The organism is Pseudonocardia sp. UM4_GMWB1 (assembly GCF_017312155.1).
Taxonomy (GTDB): domain Bacteria; phylum Actinomycetota; class Actinomycetes; order Mycobacteriales; family Pseudonocardiaceae; genus Pseudonocardia; species Pseudonocardia alni.
Map to the genome: position 1 here is coordinate 1,496,254 of NZ_QJPN01000001.1, position 15,299 is coordinate 1,511,552.

At 73.8% G+C, this 15,299-nt stretch carries 11 protein-coding genes; 10 read left to right on the plus strand and 1 reads right to left on the minus strand.

All coding sequences use genetic code 11. The features are described 5' to 3' along the window. Positions 1-15: 15 nt before the first annotated feature. Positions 16-1,647 carry a long-chain fatty acid--CoA ligase gene (locus tag DMP15_RS07340; protein ID WP_337825570.1) on the minus strand — a complete coding sequence of 544 codons (1,632 nt, stop codon included), beginning with the start codon at positions 1,645-1,647 and terminating at the stop codon, positions 16-18. Positions 1,648-1,766: 119 nt separating this feature from the next. Between DMP15_RS07340 and DMP15_RS07345 the strand changes: the two genes are divergently transcribed. From DMP15_RS07345 to secA, 10 genes are all read left to right on the plus strand, one after another. After that, on the plus strand, positions 1,767-3,107 hold the full coding sequence (locus DMP15_RS07345) for a glutamate mutase L (RefSeq protein WP_337825571.1): 1,341 nt from the start codon (positions 1,767-1,769) through the stop codon (positions 3,105-3,107). A 253-nt stretch (positions 3,108-3,360) separates the two neighbouring features. Further along, a complete protein-coding gene (gene ahcY, locus DMP15_RS07350; RefSeq protein WP_179761888.1) occupies positions 3,361-4,848 on the plus strand; it encodes an adenosylhomocysteinase in 1,488 nt (495 codons plus the stop codon). A 108-nt stretch (positions 4,849-4,956) separates the two neighbouring features. Beyond that, positions 4,957-5,436 carry an NUDIX hydrolase gene (locus DMP15_RS07355; RefSeq protein WP_073576339.1) on the plus strand — a complete coding sequence of 160 codons (480 nt, stop codon included), beginning with the start codon at positions 4,957-4,959 and terminating at the stop codon, positions 5,434-5,436. 16 nt (positions 5,437-5,452) lie between these two features. Beyond that, entirely contained in the window at positions 5,453-6,097 is a 645-nt protein-coding gene (locus DMP15_RS07360) for a dTMP kinase (protein ID WP_073576338.1), read from the plus strand. Positions 6,098-6,122: 25 nt separating this feature from the next. Next, a complete protein-coding gene (mtrA, locus tag DMP15_RS07365) occupies positions 6,123-6,800 on the plus strand; it encodes an MtrAB system response regulator MtrA (RefSeq protein ID WP_020622190.1) in 678 nt (225 codons plus the stop codon). Between the two features lie 133 nt (positions 6,801-6,933). Further along, positions 6,934-8,610 (plus strand): MtrAB system histidine kinase MtrB, encoded by a 1,677-nt coding sequence (gene mtrB / locus DMP15_RS07370; protein WP_139282900.1) that lies wholly within the window; start codon positions 6,934-6,936, stop codon positions 8,608-8,610. Further along, complete coding sequence (locus tag DMP15_RS07375) at positions 8,607-10,331, plus strand: LpqB family beta-propeller domain-containing protein (protein WP_337825572.1); 1,725 nt, start codon at positions 8,607-8,609, stop codon at positions 10,329-10,331. Before mtrB ends, DMP15_RS07375 begins: the two co-directional genes overlap by 4 nt. 117 nt (positions 10,332-10,448) lie before the next feature. Beyond that, positions 10,449-11,183: a phosphoribosyltransferase family protein gene (locus DMP15_RS07380; RefSeq protein WP_167379082.1), complete on the plus strand. Its 735-nt coding sequence runs from the start codon at positions 10,449-10,451 to the stop codon at positions 11,181-11,183. Between the two features lie 317 nt (positions 11,184-11,500). Continuing rightward, positions 11,501-12,160, plus strand: a complete 660-nt coding sequence (gene hpf, locus DMP15_RS07385; RefSeq protein WP_073576336.1) for a ribosome hibernation-promoting factor, HPF/YfiA family — start codon at positions 11,501-11,503, stop codon at positions 12,158-12,160. Positions 12,161-12,378: 218 nt separating this feature from the next. Further along, positions 12,379-15,204 carry a preprotein translocase subunit SecA gene (gene secA / locus DMP15_RS07390; protein ID WP_337825573.1) on the plus strand — a complete coding sequence of 942 codons (2,826 nt, stop codon included), beginning with the start codon at positions 12,379-12,381 and terminating at the stop codon, positions 15,202-15,204. Positions 15,205-15,299: the final 95 nt, after the last annotated feature.

Genomic DNA, 15,299 nt, shown 5'->3' on the forward strand with positions numbered 1-15,299 from the left:
CTCAGGTACCGGTGATCATGCGTTCGGCAGGGCGTACCCGGCGAACCGCTCGCGCAGGGTCTTCTTGGAGAACTTGCCGACGCTGGTCTTCGGCACCTCGTCGACCAGCTCCAGCGCGTCGGGGAGCCACCACTTCGCGACCCGGTCGGCCAGGAACTCCCGCAGCTCCTCGAGGGTGAGGGACTGCCCGTCCTCGACGACGACGCAGGCCAGCGGCCGCTCCACCCACCGCGGGTGCGCGACGCCGATCACCGCGGCCTCGGCCACCTTCGGGTGCGCCATGATCTCGTTCTCCAGCTCGACGGTGCCGATCCACTCGCCGCCGGACTTGATCAGGTCCTTGGTGCGGTCGACCAGCCGGAACGAGCCGTACGGGTCGACGGTGGCGACGTCGCCGGTGCGCAGCCTGCCGTCGTCGGTGAACTGGGCGCCGCCGCCCTCACCGCGGTAGTACTCCTTCGCGATCCACGGCCCCGACGCCTGCACCTCACCGGTGGCGTGGTCGTCCCAGGGCATCTCCTCACCGGTCTCGGGGTCGACGATCCGCATCTCCACCAGCGGCATCGGCCTGCCCTGGCGGACGCGGGCGGCGGCGAGCTCGTCGTCGGAGGCGCCGTCGAGGTGCGAGCCGAGCACGCCCATCGTGCCGATCGGGGAGGTCTCGGTCATGCCCCAGATGTGCAGCAGCGGCACCCCGAGCCGGACGCGGTACTCCTCGCACAGCGCCTTCGGGACCGCCGAGCCGCCGCAGAAGATCGTGCGCAGCGACGACAGGTCGTGGTCGCCGAGCAGCGGCAGGACGTTCATCCAGATCGTCGGGACCCCGCCGGTGACGGTGACCCGGTGCCGCTCGACGAGGTCGACGACGGCGGCGGGGGACAGGTCCGGGCCGGGGAAGACCAGGTCGGTGCCCGCGAGCAGACAGCCGTAGGGCAGGCCCCAGGCGTTCGCATGGAACATCGGCACCACCGGCATGACGACGTCGCGCTCGGCCAGCGCGGGACCGTCGGCGATCAGCGTGACGAGCGAGTGCAGCATCGTCGAGCGGTGGCTGTAGACCACGCCCTTCGGGTTCCCGGTGGTCCCGGACGTGTAGCACATCGCGGCGGCGGTGTGCTCGTCGTCGACGACGAACCGGCCCGCGTACGGCTCGGCCGCGGCCAGGAGCTCCTCGTAGGACCGGATCCGCGGGTCGTCGGGGACCGCGACGTCGGCGCCGTCGTCGAGCACCACCACGTGCGCGACGCCGGGCAGCCGGTCGACGTGCGGCCAGAACAGCGGCAGCAGGGACCGGTCGACGAAGACGACCTCGTCGCCGGCGTGCTCGGCGACGTAGACGAGCTGGTCGGGGTGCAGCCGGATGTTGAGCGTGTGCAGCACCCGGCCGGTGCACGGGGCGGCGAGGTAGAGCTCCAGGTGCCGGGAGGTGTTCCAGCAGAACGTGCCGACGCGGCCGTCCGCGGAGACGCCCAGGGTGTCCAGGACGGTCGCGAGCCGCCGTACCCGTTCGGCCCACTGGGCCACTGTGACGACGTCCTCGGTGCCGTCCGGCCGAGCGGTCACCATCCGTTTGCGCGCGAACAGCTGCTCCGCGCGGTGGAACACGTGCGGCAGGGTCAGCGGGCGGTCCTGCATCAGTCCGAGCACGTCGGTCAACCTACCGGCGGACGTGACCGCGATCACCCACCTCTCGGGCAGGTACGGGTCGCAACGGATCTTCCGCGGACACTCCCTGTGACCGCCCGACCGCAGTACGCTCGCCGTCCATGACCGACGCGTCGCCGGACGACCCGCACTCGCCCGCGGTCTGCCTCGACGTCGGCTCCTGCTGGACCAAGGCCGTGCTGGTGCTGCCCGACGGGACCCCGGCGGGGTTCGCCGAACACCCCACCACGCCCGACGTGCTCACCGGGGTCGACGCGGCCGTCGCCGCTGCGGCGGCCGCCGCGGGCCGGGGCAGGCGTGCGGCGCCGCGGGTGCTGGCCTGTTCCTCGGCGGGCGGGGCGCTGCGCCTGGCCGTGGTCGGGGCCGAGACGTTGATCGCCACCGAGGCCGGGCACCGGGTCTGCCGCTCCGCGGGGGCCCGGGTGGTCGGGGTGCACCCCGGGCCGCTGGAGACCGACGCGGTGCTGGAGCTGTCGAGCCGCCGCCCCGGGGCGGTGCTGCTGCTCGGCGGTGCCGACGGTGCCGACCCGGCGGTGCTGCTGCACAACGCGGGCAGGCTGGCCCGCACCCGCGGGCACTGGCCGGTGCTGCTCTCGGTCGACGACGACGACGCCCGCGCCGACGCGCTCGGCCTGCTGCTGGCCGGTGGGCGGGCCGTCGCGACCTGCCCCAACGTCACGCCGCAGCCGGGCCGGATCGTCGCCGGGCCCGCGCGGGACGCCGTCGCCGCGCTCTACGCCCGGCACGTCCTCGGGGCGGGCACCGGCCGGTTCGGCGCGCTGGTCCACTCCGCCACGCACGCCGCGGTCGGCGCCGGAGCCGGGGTACTGGCCCGGCTGACCGGGACCGGGGTGCTCGTCGTCGACGTCGGGTCGGCGACCACCGACGTGCACCGCGGCGGCCCCGGGCCCGGCCCGGCGGCCGCGACCGTGGAGGGCGATCTCGGGGTGCGCGACGGCGCCGTCGGCGTCCTGACGGAGGCCCAGACCGAGGGCATCGTCGACCCGGTGGAGGCCGACCTGCTCGGCCCGGCCGTCGCCGCGCTGCAGGAGTCGCGGGCCACCGTGCCCGCCGACCGGGGCGCGGCCGCCGAGGACCGCAGGCTGGCCGCGATCGCGGCGGTGGTCGCGCTGCGCAGGCACCTGCGCCACATCGGCGTCCTGGCCGACCCCGCGCACCCCGGGACCGGCCCGGACACCCCCGTCGACGCGGGTGAGATCGGTCTCGTCGTGCTCACCGGGGGCGTGTTCCGCCAGCGCGACGCGGCCGGGCTGGCCGCGGCGGCCCGCACGGTGCGCCATGACGCCGTCCTGGCGCCGCTGCTGGCCCGGGCGGAGGTGCGGGTCGACAGCGAGTCCGTGCTCGCCCCGGCCGGGCTGCTGGCCGCGCACGGCCGCGAGGTCGCGGCGGGCGGGCTGCTCGCCGAGCACCTGACAGGCTGATCACCCCTGAGTTGACACCCCCGCGGTGGCTCGGAACCATGGAGGTCGCGACATCGCCGGGCGCCGAGAGGCGCTGCAGCGGCCGTCACCGGCCGCCACGCTCGGGCCCGGCCGGCACGGACGAGAAAGGGCGCCTGTCTCCGACGAGGAGGGAGGACGCCGTGACCCGTGTACGCCGCTCCTCCTCCCGGTCGGACCGCACCCGTCGTGCCGACGAGTACGACTCTTACGCCTGAGGAGGCGCACCCACCCCATGACCGATCACCCGAAGCTGCAGCACGCCGGCGGCCTGGACTTCGCGATCGCCGACATCTCCGAGGCGGAGTACGGCCGCAAGGACATCCGGCTCGCCGAGAACGAGATGCCGGGCCTGATCGACCTGCGCCGTGAGTACGGGGAGTCCAAGCCGCTGACCGGCGCGCGGATCGCCGGCTCGCTGCACATGACCACCCAGACCGCGGTCCTCATCGAGACCCTCGTCGCGCTCGGCGCCGACGTCCGCTGGGTGTCCTGCAACATCTTCTCCACCCAGGACTACGCGGCCGCCGCGACCGTCGTCGGCCCGCACGGCACCGCGGAGGAGCCGCAGGGCGTCCCGGTCTTCGCCTGGAAGGGCGAGTCGCTGGAGGACTACTGGTGGTGCACCGAGCAGCTGTTCAAGTTCCGTGACGCCGACGGCAACGTCGTCGGCCCGAACATGATCCTCGACGACGGCGGCGACGCCACCCTGCTCGTGCACAAGGGCGTCGAGTTCGAGAAGACCGGCGTCGTGCCGAGCTTCGAGGACGACGACCTCTCCGTCTCCGACGAGGAGCGGGTCGTGTTCGACACCCTGCGCCGCAGCCTTGCCGAGGACCCGCAGCGCTGGACGACGATCAACTCCGACATTCGCGGCGTCACCGAGGAGACCACCACCGGCGTCAACCGGCTGTACCAGCTGGCCGAGCGCGGCGAGCTGCTCTTCCCGGCGATCAACGTCAACGACTCGGTCACCAAGTCGAAGTTCGACAACAAGTACGGCATCCGCCACTCGCTGATCGACGGCCTGAACCGGGCCACCGACGTGCTGCTCGGCGGCAAGGTGGCCGTCGTGGCCGCCTACGGCGACACCGGCAAGGGCTCGGTCGAGGCGCTGGCGGGCCAGGGTGCGCGCGTCATCGTCGCCGAGGTCGACCCGATCTGCGCGCTGCAGGCGCTGCTGGAGGGCCACCAGGTCGCGACCCTGGACTCGGTCATCGAGCAGGCCGACATCATCGTCACGGCGACCGGCAACAAGGACATCCTCACGGTCGACCTGCTCAAGCGGGCCAAGCACCAGGCGATCGTCGCCAACGTCGGTCACTTCGACAACGAGATCGACATGGCGGGCCTGTCCCGCGTCGAGGGCATCAAGAAGATCAACATCAAGCCCCAGGTCGACGAGTGGATCTTCCCGGACGGCCACTCGGTCATCGTGCTGTCCGAGGGCCGCCTGATGAACCTGGGCAACGCGACCGGCCACCCGTCGTTCGTGATGTCCAACAGCTTCTCGAACCAGGTGATCGCCCAGATCGAGCTGTTCACCAAGCACGAGGAGTACAACAAGGACGTCTACCGGCTGCCGAAGCACCTGGACGAGAAGGTCGCGCGGATCCACGTGCAGGCCCTCGGTGGCGAGCTGACCAAGCTCACCAAGGACCAGGCCGAGTACATCGGCGTGGACGTCGAGGGTCCGTACAAGCCGGAGCACTACCGCTACTGAGCGAGAAGCTCGCGGATCGCGCATCGGTACCGCGTTCTCCGTTCCGACGGCGCGGTGGCCCCTTCCCGGGGCGCCGCGCCGTCGGCGTACCAGGGGGTCACCGTCGGGATGACGATCGAGATCGGGTCGGGTGACGGCTGGGTGCACTGCGCCCGGGGGCACCGGCACTGGGGTCTGTTCGGCGCGGCCGGGCTGCTCGTGCGCCACCGCGACGACGCCGACCCGGCGGGCGTCGACCGGGTGCTGTTGCAGCACCGGGCGTCCTGGAGCCACCACGGCGGCACCTGGGGGATCCCCGGCGGTGCCCGGGACCGGGGGGAGTCCGCGGTGCGGGCGGCGCTGCGCGAGGCGGCCGAGGAGAGCACCCTCGCCGTCGCCGGGCTGGCGCCGGTGGAGGAGTTCGTCGACGACCACGGCGGCTGGAGCTACACCACGGTCGTCGTGCGGACGCCGGACGCGCCGCCGGTCCGGGTGCGCGGCGCGGAGAGCACCGAGCTGCGCTGGGTGCGCACCGACCGGCTCGGTGAGCTGGACCTGCACCCGGGCTTCGCGACGACCTGGCCCACCGTCTCGGAGTTGGGTGCCTGACCTAGGCTCGACCGCCGTGGGGGAACTGGTGGTTGTCGAGGGACTGGACGGTGCGGGCAAGCACACGTTCACCACGGAGCTCGTCGCCGGGCTGCGCGCACACGGCGCCTCGGTCACCACGACGGCCTTCCCCCGCTACGACGACGACGTGCACGCCGAGCTGGCCCGCGACGCGCTCTACGGCCGGATGGGCGACCTCGCCTCCTCGGTGCACGCGATGGCGGTGCTGTTCGCGCTCGACCGCCGGGCCGCCGCGGCCGGGCTGCGTGCGGCGCTCGCCGCGCACGACGTCGTGCTCGTGGACCGCTACGTCGCCTCCAACGCCGCCTACAGCGCCGCCCGGCTCGGCCAGGACGCCGGCGGCGAGGTCGTCGGCTGGGTCCGGGCGCTGGAGATCGACCGGTTCGGCATCCCGGTGCCCGGCCACCAGCTGCTGCTGGCACCGCCCCGGGAGGTCGCCGCGGAGCGGGCGAGGTCGCGCGCGGCCACCGAGCCCGGCCGCGCCCGCGACGCCTACGAGAGCGACGACGGCCTGCAGGCCCGCACCGACGCCGTCTACCGGGAGCTGGCGGCGCGGTCCTGGCTGAGCCGCTGGACGGTGCTCGACGACCCCGCCGCGGCACCGTCGGCCCTCGTGCCCGCCCTGCTGCACCGGTGCTGATCACGGGGCTGGGATAGTGATGTCCATGAAGTCGCGCGTACTGGTGGTCGACGACGACCCGGCCCTGGCCGAGATGCTCACCATCGTGCTGCGAGGCGAGGGCTTCGAGACAGCGGTCGTGTCCGACGGGACGCGGGCACTGCCCGCCGTCCGGGACACCCAGCCGGACGTGGTGCTGCTCGACCTGATGCTGCCCGGCATGAACGGCATCGACGTGTGCCGGGCCATCCGGGCGGAGTCCGGCGTCCCGATCGTCATGCTGACGGCCAAGAGCGACACCGTCGACGTCGTGCTCGGGCTGGAGTCCGGCGCCGACGACTACGTCGTGAAGCCGTTCAAGCCCAAGGAGCTCGTCGCGCGGATCCGGGCCCGGGTCCGCCGCAACGACGCCGAGCCCGCCGAGCAGCTGTCCATCGGCGAGATCGACATCGACGTGCCCGCGCACCAGGTCACCCGGGAGGGCCGGCCGATCGCGCTGACCCCGCTCGAGTTCGACCTGCTCGTCGCGCTGGCCCGCAAGCCGCGCCAGGTGTTCACCCGCGAGGTCCTGCTCGAGCAGGTGTGGGGCTACCGGCACGCCGCGGACACCCGCCTGGTGAACGTGCACGTGCAGCGTCTCCGGTCGAAGGTCGAGCGCGACCCGGAGCGCCCCGAGGTGGTCCTGACCGTCCGCGGGGTGGGGTACAAGGCCGGTCCTCCGTGACCGGCGCGCCGCGGGTGCACCGGCCGTGGTGACGCGTCGCCGCGGACTCCGCACCCGGCTGGCCCGGCTGCCCGGGGCCCGGCGGGTCGCCCGCGCGCTGGGCCCGCTGCGGGTGCAGGCGCACGAGCTGGGCATGCTCATCGCCGCGGCCTGGCGGCGGTCGCTGCAGCTGCGGGTGGTCACCTCGACGCTGGCGCTGTCGTCGGCGGTCGTGCTGGTGCTCGGCCTGGTGCTGCAGAGCGAGATCGCCGAACGGCTGCTGCAGAGCAAGCTCGACGCCGCGATCTCCCAGTCGGATGCGAACCGGCAGGTCCTGGAGGGGCAGCTGGCGAGCGTCGACCCGGACCGCGAGGGCGTGCAGGAGATCCTGGACACCGCCCTGGAACGGCTGACCGACACCACCGGCCCCGGCCGGGCCGGGACGGCCGGGGAGTTCAGCGCCGCGCTGACCACCGGGTCGGCGAACGGGCCCGAGGTGTCCGCCGGCGACGTCGGCCAGATCACCGCGCGCCAGCAGGACATCACCGCCCGCGGGTCGCTGGACAGCCTGAACCGCCAGTACACGACCGTCGACGGCGTCCCGAACCTCGTCATCGGGCAGAAGATCGCCACCGCGGGCCGGGAGCTGCAGTTCTACCTGCTGTTCCCGCTCAACGGTGAGCAGCTGACGCTCGGGCTGGTGCAGAGCACGCTGATCGTCGGCGGGCTGGTGCTGCTGGTGCTGCTGGCCGCGATCGCCAGCCTCGTCACCCGGCAGGTGGTCCGCCCGATCCGGCACGCCGCCGACGTGGCAGAACGCTTCGCCGGGGGACACCTCGACGAGCGGATGGCCGTGCGCGGCGAGGACGAGGTCGCCCGGCTCGCCGAGTCCTACAACGAGATGGCGGGCAGCCTCGCCGCGCAGATCGCCCAGCTCGAGGAGTTCGGGGCGCTGCAGCGGCGGTTCACCTCCGACGTCAGCCACGAGCTGCGCACGCCGCTGACCACCGTGCGGATGGCCGCCGACGTCCTCTACGCCTCCCGCGACGAGCTGCTCCCGGCGCTGCGCCGCAGCTCCGAGCTGCTGGTCACCGAGCTCGACCGGTTCGAGGAGCTGCTCGCCGACCTGCTGGAGATCTCCCGCCTCGACGCCGGCGTGGCCGAGCTGGGTGCCGAACGGGTCGACCTGTCCGCGGTGGTGCGGCGGGCGACCGACGCGGTGCGCGGCATCGCCGCCGACGCCGGCACCGACCTCGTCCTGGACCTGCCGGCGGGCGAGCTGATCGAGGCCGACCCGCGCCGGGTGGAGCGCATCGTGCGCAACCTCGTCGCGAACGCGATCGACCACGGCGAGGGCCGCGCGGTGGAGGTGACGGTGGCCGGCGACGACGCCGCGGTCGCCGTCGTCGTGCGCGACCACGGCGTCGGGCTGCGGCCCGGCGAGGCCGACCTGGTGTTCAACCGGTTCTGGCGGGCCGAGGAGTCGCGGGCCCGGCGCAGCGGCGGCACCGGGCTCGGGCTGTCGATCAGCATCGAGGACGCCCGGCTGCACGGCGGCTGGCTGCAGGCCTGGGGCGAGCCGGGCAACGGCTCGGCGTTCCGGCTGACCCTGCCGCGCGAGGTGGGCGGGCACATCGCCGCCTCGCCGCTGCCGCTCGGCCCGCCCGCCGCCGCGGCCGGGGACCGGCGCAACGGCAGCTCGGTGCCGACCCCGCCGCAGGGGATCGGCCGCGACCTGCGCGAGGAGGACCTGTGGCGGCTGCGCCCCGAGGAGCACGCGCCGATGCAGCCCGCCGAGCGGGCCATCATCGACCCGGGCGGCGACCGGTGACCGCCCGCCGTGCGCTGGCGGCGCTGGTCGTGACGGTCGCCGCCGCCGTCGTCGCCGGGTGCGCGACGGTGCCCCAGCAGTCCGACGTGCAGGTGCTGCGCCAGGGCGAGCAGGCTGCCGAGCAGAACCTGAGCGGCCCGATCGAGGACGACGAGCCGCTCGGCCTGGTCCGCGGGTTCGTCTACCGTTCCGGCTCGCCCGACGACCGGCACGCGCAGGCCCGCCGCTACCTGTCGGCGTCGGCGTCGGACTGGGACGACGCGGCGTCGCTGACCGTCCTGGACGAGCGGTTCGACACCGTCGTGTCCCCGGACAACGGCACACCGGGGCCGGACCGGATGACGGTGCGGGTGCGGGGCACCCGGCTGGGCACGGTCGGGCCGGGCGGGGCGTTCGAGTCCTCCCCCCAGCGGGTCGAGGTCGACGTCGGCGTCGTCCGGGAGGGCGAGCACTGGCGGATCGACCGGCCACCGCCCGGGGTGATGGTCCGGCTGTCGGACTTCCGCTCGCACTACCGCGAGCTGCAGGCCTGGTTCGTCGACCCGGTCCGCCGGATGCTGCTGCCCGACGGGCACTACATCCGCAGCGGGCGTCCCGGCGAGCTCGCGATGGACGCCGTCGACGTACTGTTGCGCGGGCCGTCCACCGGCCTGGCCGGGGCGGCGGTGACGATGTTCCCGGCGACCGCGCGGATCCGCTCGGCGACGACCGACCCCGCGGCGGGCACCGCGTCGATCGAGCTGACCGGGGTGTCGGGGCTGTCCCCGCAGGACCGGGAGCTGCTCGCCGCGCAGGTCGCGCAGACCCTCGGCGGGGTGGGCGTGCCGCGGGTGGAGCTGCTGGCCGACGGCGGACCGCTGGTCCCCGCCACGCCGACGGTGTCGGCCGCGGACCAGGCCGACCTCGTCGCCGGCCCCGGCCGGGCCCCCGCGTTCCCCTACGTCGTCGACGGCGGCCGGGTCCGTCAGCTCAGCGCGACCGGCGTGGCGGCACCGGTCGCCGGGCAGGCCGGGAACGGCTCGTTCGACATCACCGAGGCCGCCGCGTCCGCGCGCAGCGGGCGGATCGCCGTCGTGTCCCGGGAGTCGACGGGCACCCAGCGGCTGCTCACCGGCCCGCTGGGCGGGGAGCTCACCGCCACCCCGGTGTCCGGCGCCGACGTCCGCTCGCTGAGCTGGAACGGGGCGGGCGACGAGATCTGGGCGGTCGTGAACGGCAGGCTGCGCCGGGTCCTCGTCCCGCCGTCCGGGCCGCCGGTCGAGGGCGCGGTGGACGCGGGCCGGCTGACGCCGCTCGGCCGGATCGGGGACATCGCGCTGGCGCGTGAGGGCGGCCGGATCGCCGTCGTCGCCGACGGTGCGCTGCTCGTCGGCCCGATCGTCCCGCTCGACGACGGCGAGGTCGCCGTCGGGCCGCTGCGGCGCCTGCGCCCCGGGGAACTCGACGACGTGGTGTCGATCGACTGGCACTCCGCGGACCGGATCGTGGTCGCGTCGGACTCGGACCGCCCCATGTCCGAGGTGAGCGCCGACGGTCTGCGCCTGGACCAGATCCCCGGCACGAACCTGACCGCGCCGCTGGGGGCGCTGGCCGCCGCCGAGGGGCGCCCGCTGTACGTGACCGACCGGACCGGCCTGTGGAGCTACTCCGGTGGCGAGTTCGACGCCTGGCAGCAGGCGGGCGGGACGGGCGCGGCCGCACAGCCGTTCTACCCCGGCTGAGCGGGTCCCGGTGGCCGGATCCCCGGCCTGTGGACAACTCCGGTGGTTGTGGACAACCCGGCTCGGGCGGACTCCGGCGGGGCCGCGGCGACGGTGCCGGGGGCGAGTATCGGAGCCGTGACCCCGACCCGAGCCCCGTCCCCGGCCGCCGCCCTGCTGGACCTCCTCCTGCCCCGGACCTGCGGTGGCTGCGGTGCCGGGCCGCCCGGCAGCGGGGGCTGGTGCCCGGCCTGCGCGCAGGACACCGCAGGCCCGGTGCCGGTCCGCGTGCCCGGCGCCGGCCGGGTCGCGGCGGCCGGGCGCTACCGCGGGCCGCTGCGCCGGGCCGTGCTGGCCTACAAGGAGCGCGGCCGGCGGGATCTGGCGCCGGATCTGGCCGGGCTGCTGGTGGGCCCGGTGTCGGCGGTGCTCGCGCCGCGGGCCGACGGGACGCCGGACCCGGCCGCGGTACGCCTGGTGCCGGCCCCGTCCCGGCCGTCGGCGGCCCGGGTGCGCGGCGGCGACCACGTGCTGCGGCTGTGCCGGGCGCTGGCGCCGCTGCTGACCGCTGCCGGGCTGCCTGCCCGCACCGACGCGGCCCTGGCCCTGCACCGTCGCGCGCGGGACTCGGTGGGGCTCGACGGCGCGGGCCGGGCGGCGAACCTGGCCTCGGCGCTGCACCCGGCCCGCGGCCGCGAGCCGGTGCCTGCGGCCCGGGGGGAGGCGGTGCTGCTGGTCGACGACGTCGTGACCTCCGGGGCGACCCTGCGGGCCTGCGGGGCGGTGCTCGCCGCGTCCGGACTGCCCGCCGTGGGCGCGGTGGTGCTCGCCGACGCCTCGGCCCGCCGCCGCCGACCGGACGGTCGATTGTGACGGCGGTCACATAGACGGCGGTCTGCCGATCTCCGGTCCGCCATCCACAGTGGTCGCCGGAAGCGCGATCCGGAGGTGAGCGCGCCGCTCCGCGCGCGGCGGGTCACCCGGGTGCCACAGGGTCGTCGCACACCGCGTCCGAAGGCACCAGGGTGTCCACCCGACGGGTCGGCGAACGACCTGTCCCGGAGGCGGATTTCCCGATAACGTCCGCTGAACTCCGACCGCTACCACATCAGGAGGAACGACCGCGAGCCCACCCCCCGGGGCCGTCGTCGGGTCCCGGGTTCAGCACGACTGAAGCGAGGGATGTTCGAGTGGAGATCGTCGTCACCGGCCGGAACGTCGAGGTGCCGGAGCACTTCCGTGGCCTGGTTCAGGACAAGCTCAGCCGCCTGGAGCGCCACGACCACAAGATCGTCGGAATGGAGGTGGAGCTCTTCCACGAGCCGAACCGCCGTCAGCAGAAGTCCTGCCAGCGCGTCGAGATCACCGGGCGCGGCGGCTGCGGAGCCGTCGCCCGCGCCGAGGCCTCCGCCGCCGACTTCTACGCCGCGCTCGACATGGCCGTCGGCAAGCTCGCCGAACGGCTGCGCCGCTCCCACGACCGCCGCAAGCCCAGCCGCCGCGACCGCGTGGCCGCCTCCCGCGCCGCCGCCGACGCCTCGGCCGTCGCGCTGATGGAAGCGGCCCCTCCCGTCACCGACACCATCCCGGCACCGCGCAGCCACGACGAGTCCCTGACCGACGACGAGCTGCTCCGGCTGGAGGAGCAGTGGGAGGCCGAGTACCGGCCCGGTCGGATCGTGCGCGAGAAGACCCACCCGGCCACCCCGATGACCGTCGACGAGGCGCTCTCGCGCATGGAGCTCGTCGGTCACGACTTCTACCTATTCTCCTGCAGTGACACCGGTCGCGCCTCGGTCGTCTACCGCCGCCGCGGCTACGACTACGGCGTGATCCGGCTCGACGGCTGACGGCACACGACCGGCGGTGGCCGCGCCGCGACGGGGTGAGCTGTCCCCGCCGCGGCGCGGACCTGCCACGGCGTGCCCGTACCATGGTCGGCGGGGTCCGCCCGCCGCGCCGCGCCGGTGCCGCGCCGGTGCCGTTCACGGCGCCGACCGGGTGCCGGGCGTGCGCGGAGACCGTGGTGGGGCCCCGTGACCTGACCGCGACGTGAATGAGGTCGGCAGTGCCCTTCCTGAGTCGACTCCTCCGGGCCGGCGAGACCAAGCTGGTGAAGCGGCTCGCGAAGATCGCCGCGCACATCGACGGACTGGAGCCCGATTTCGAGGGCCTCACCGATACGCAGCTGCGCGCCAAGACCGACGAGTTCCGCCGTCGCCACGCCGACGGCGAGTCGCTCGACGAGCTGCTGCCCGAGGCCTTCGCCACCGTGCGCGAGGCCGCCCGGCGCACGCTGGGTCAGCGTCCGTTCACCGTGCAGCTGATGGGTGCCGGTGCGCTGCACATGGGCAACGTGTCGGAGATGGGCACCGGTGAGGGCAAGACCCTGACCTCGACGCTGGCCGTCTACCTCAACGCGCTGCCCGGCGACGGCGTGCACGTGGTCACCACGAACGACTACCTCGCCAAGCGCGACTCCGAGACCATGGGCCGCATCCACCGCTGGCTCGGTCTCACCGTCGGCGTGATCCTGTCGGAGATGACCCCGGCGCAGCGCCGCGAGCAGTACGCCTGCGACGTCACGTACGGCACGAACAACGAGTTCGGTTTCGACTACCTGCGCGACAACATGGCGTGGAACACCGCCGACATGGTCCAGCGCGGGCACAACTTCGCCATCGTCGACGAGGCGGACTCGATCCTCATCGACGAGGCCCGCACGCCGCTGATCATCTCCGGCCCGGCCGAGCAGAGCGCCCGCTGGTACCAGGAGTTCGCGCGGCTCGCGCCGATGCTGTCCAAGGACATCCACTACGAGGTCGACGAGCGCAAGCGCACCGTCGGCATCACCGAGGAGGGTGTCGCGCTGATCGAGGACCAGCTCGGCATCGACAACCTCTACGAGTCCGCGAACACCCCGCTGGTCGGCTACCTGAACAACGCGGTCAAGGCCAAGGAGCTGTTCAAGAAGGACAAGGACTACATCGTCAACGACGGTGAGGTCCTGATCGTCGACGAGTTCACCGGTCGTGTGCTCGCCGGCCGTCGCTACAACGAGGGCATGCACCAGGCGATCGAGGCCAAGGAAGGCGTCGAGATCAAGCCGGAGAACCAGACCCTGGCGACGATCACGCTGCAGAACTTCTTCCGGCTCTACGACAAGCTCGCCGGCATGACCGGTACGGCCCAGACCGAGGCCGCCGAGCTCCACGAGATCTACAAGATGTCGGTCGTCTCGATCCCGCCGAACCGGCCGCGGGTGCGCGCCGACCAGGCCGACCTGATCTACAAGACCGAGCCCGCGAAGTTCGAGGCGGTCGCCGACGACATCGCCGAGAAGCACGAGAAGGGCCAGCCGGTCCTGATCGGTACGACGAGCGTCGAGAAGTCCGAGTACCTGGCGACGCTGCTGTTGCGCCGCGGTGTGCCGCACGAGGTGCTCAACGCGAAGAACCATGCGCGTGAGGCGCAGATCATCGCCCAGGCCGGGCACGCGGGCGCCGTCACCGTCGCCACGAACATGGCCGGTCGCGGTACCGACATCATGCTCGGCGGCAACCCCGAGTTCCTCGCCGACCTGGAGCTGCGCAGCCAGGGCCTGGACCCGGTCGAGACCCGTGAGCAGTACGAGGCCGCGTGGGACGCGGTGCTCGACCGCATGCGCAAGCAGGTCAAGGCCGAGGCCGACGAGGTCCGCGCCGCGGGCGGGCTCTACGTGCTCGGCACCGAGCGCCACGAGTCCCGCCGCATCGACAACCAGTTGCGCGGCCGGTCCGGCCGTCAGGGCGACCCGGGCGAGTCCCGCTTCTACCTGTCCCTCGGCGACGAGCTGATGCGCCGGTTCAACGGCCAGGTCGTCGAGTCGATCATGAACCGGTTCAACCTGCCGGACGACGTGCCGATCGAGGCGGGGATGGTCACCCGCGCGATCCGCAGCGCGCAGACCCAGGTCGAGCAGCAGAACTTCGAGATCCGCAAGAACGTCCTCAAGTACGACGAGGTGCTCAACCAGCAGCGCAAGGTCATCTACGACGAGCGCCGCCGGGTCCTCGACGGCGAGGACGTGCAGCGCCAGACCCGCAACATGCTCGAGGACGTCATCCACGCCTACGTCGCCGGCGCCACCGCCGAGGGCTACTCCGAGGACTGGGACCTCGAGAAGCTCTGGACGGCGGTCAAGGGTCTGTACCCGATCCAGCTCGACTGGCGCACCGTCGCCGACGACATCGACGACCTGTCGGCCGAGGAGCTCGAGCGGGTCATCCTCGCCGACGCCGAGGCCGCGTACGCCCGGCGCGAGGCCGAGATCGACGCGTTGATCGGCGCCCAGGGCGGGATGCGCGAGCTCGAGCGCCAGGTCCTGATGCAGGTCATCGACCGCAAGTGGCGCGAGCACCTCTACGAGATGGACTACCTCAAGGAGGGCATCGGGCTCCGGGCCATGGCCCAGCGCGACCCGGTGATCGAGTACCAGCGCGAGGGCTTCGACATGTTCTCCGCGATGCTCGAGGGCATCAAGGAGGAGACGATCGGGCACCTGTTCAACGTCGTCGTCCAGGTGCAGCAGCCGGCCGCCCCCGTCCAGGAGGCCGAGCCGGAGACGACCGAGATCCCGGTCGTACGCCGGGTCCCGGCCGAGGACCCCGCCGAGTCCACCGTGGTCCTGCCGAACCTGTTCCGCACCAGCCCGCCGCAGAACCTGCAGTACAGCGGCCCGGGCGAGGACGGCGGGGTCGCGCGCCGCGGCGAGGGCGGTACGGCGGCTCCGGGCACCGGTCGTACCGGTCGCCACCAGGTCCCGGCCCGTGGCCGCGGCGCGTCCCCGAACGGCGACGACGGCGTCAACCGCGCCGAGCGGCGCCGCGCGGAGAAGGCCCGCCGGCGGCGCTGAGCTCCGGGCGCCGCCCGGCGGGGGGGGCTCCCGCCGGGCGGCGCCGGTTCCCGCGGTCGCGCCCCGCGGTCGCGCCCCGCGGTCGCGCCCCGTGG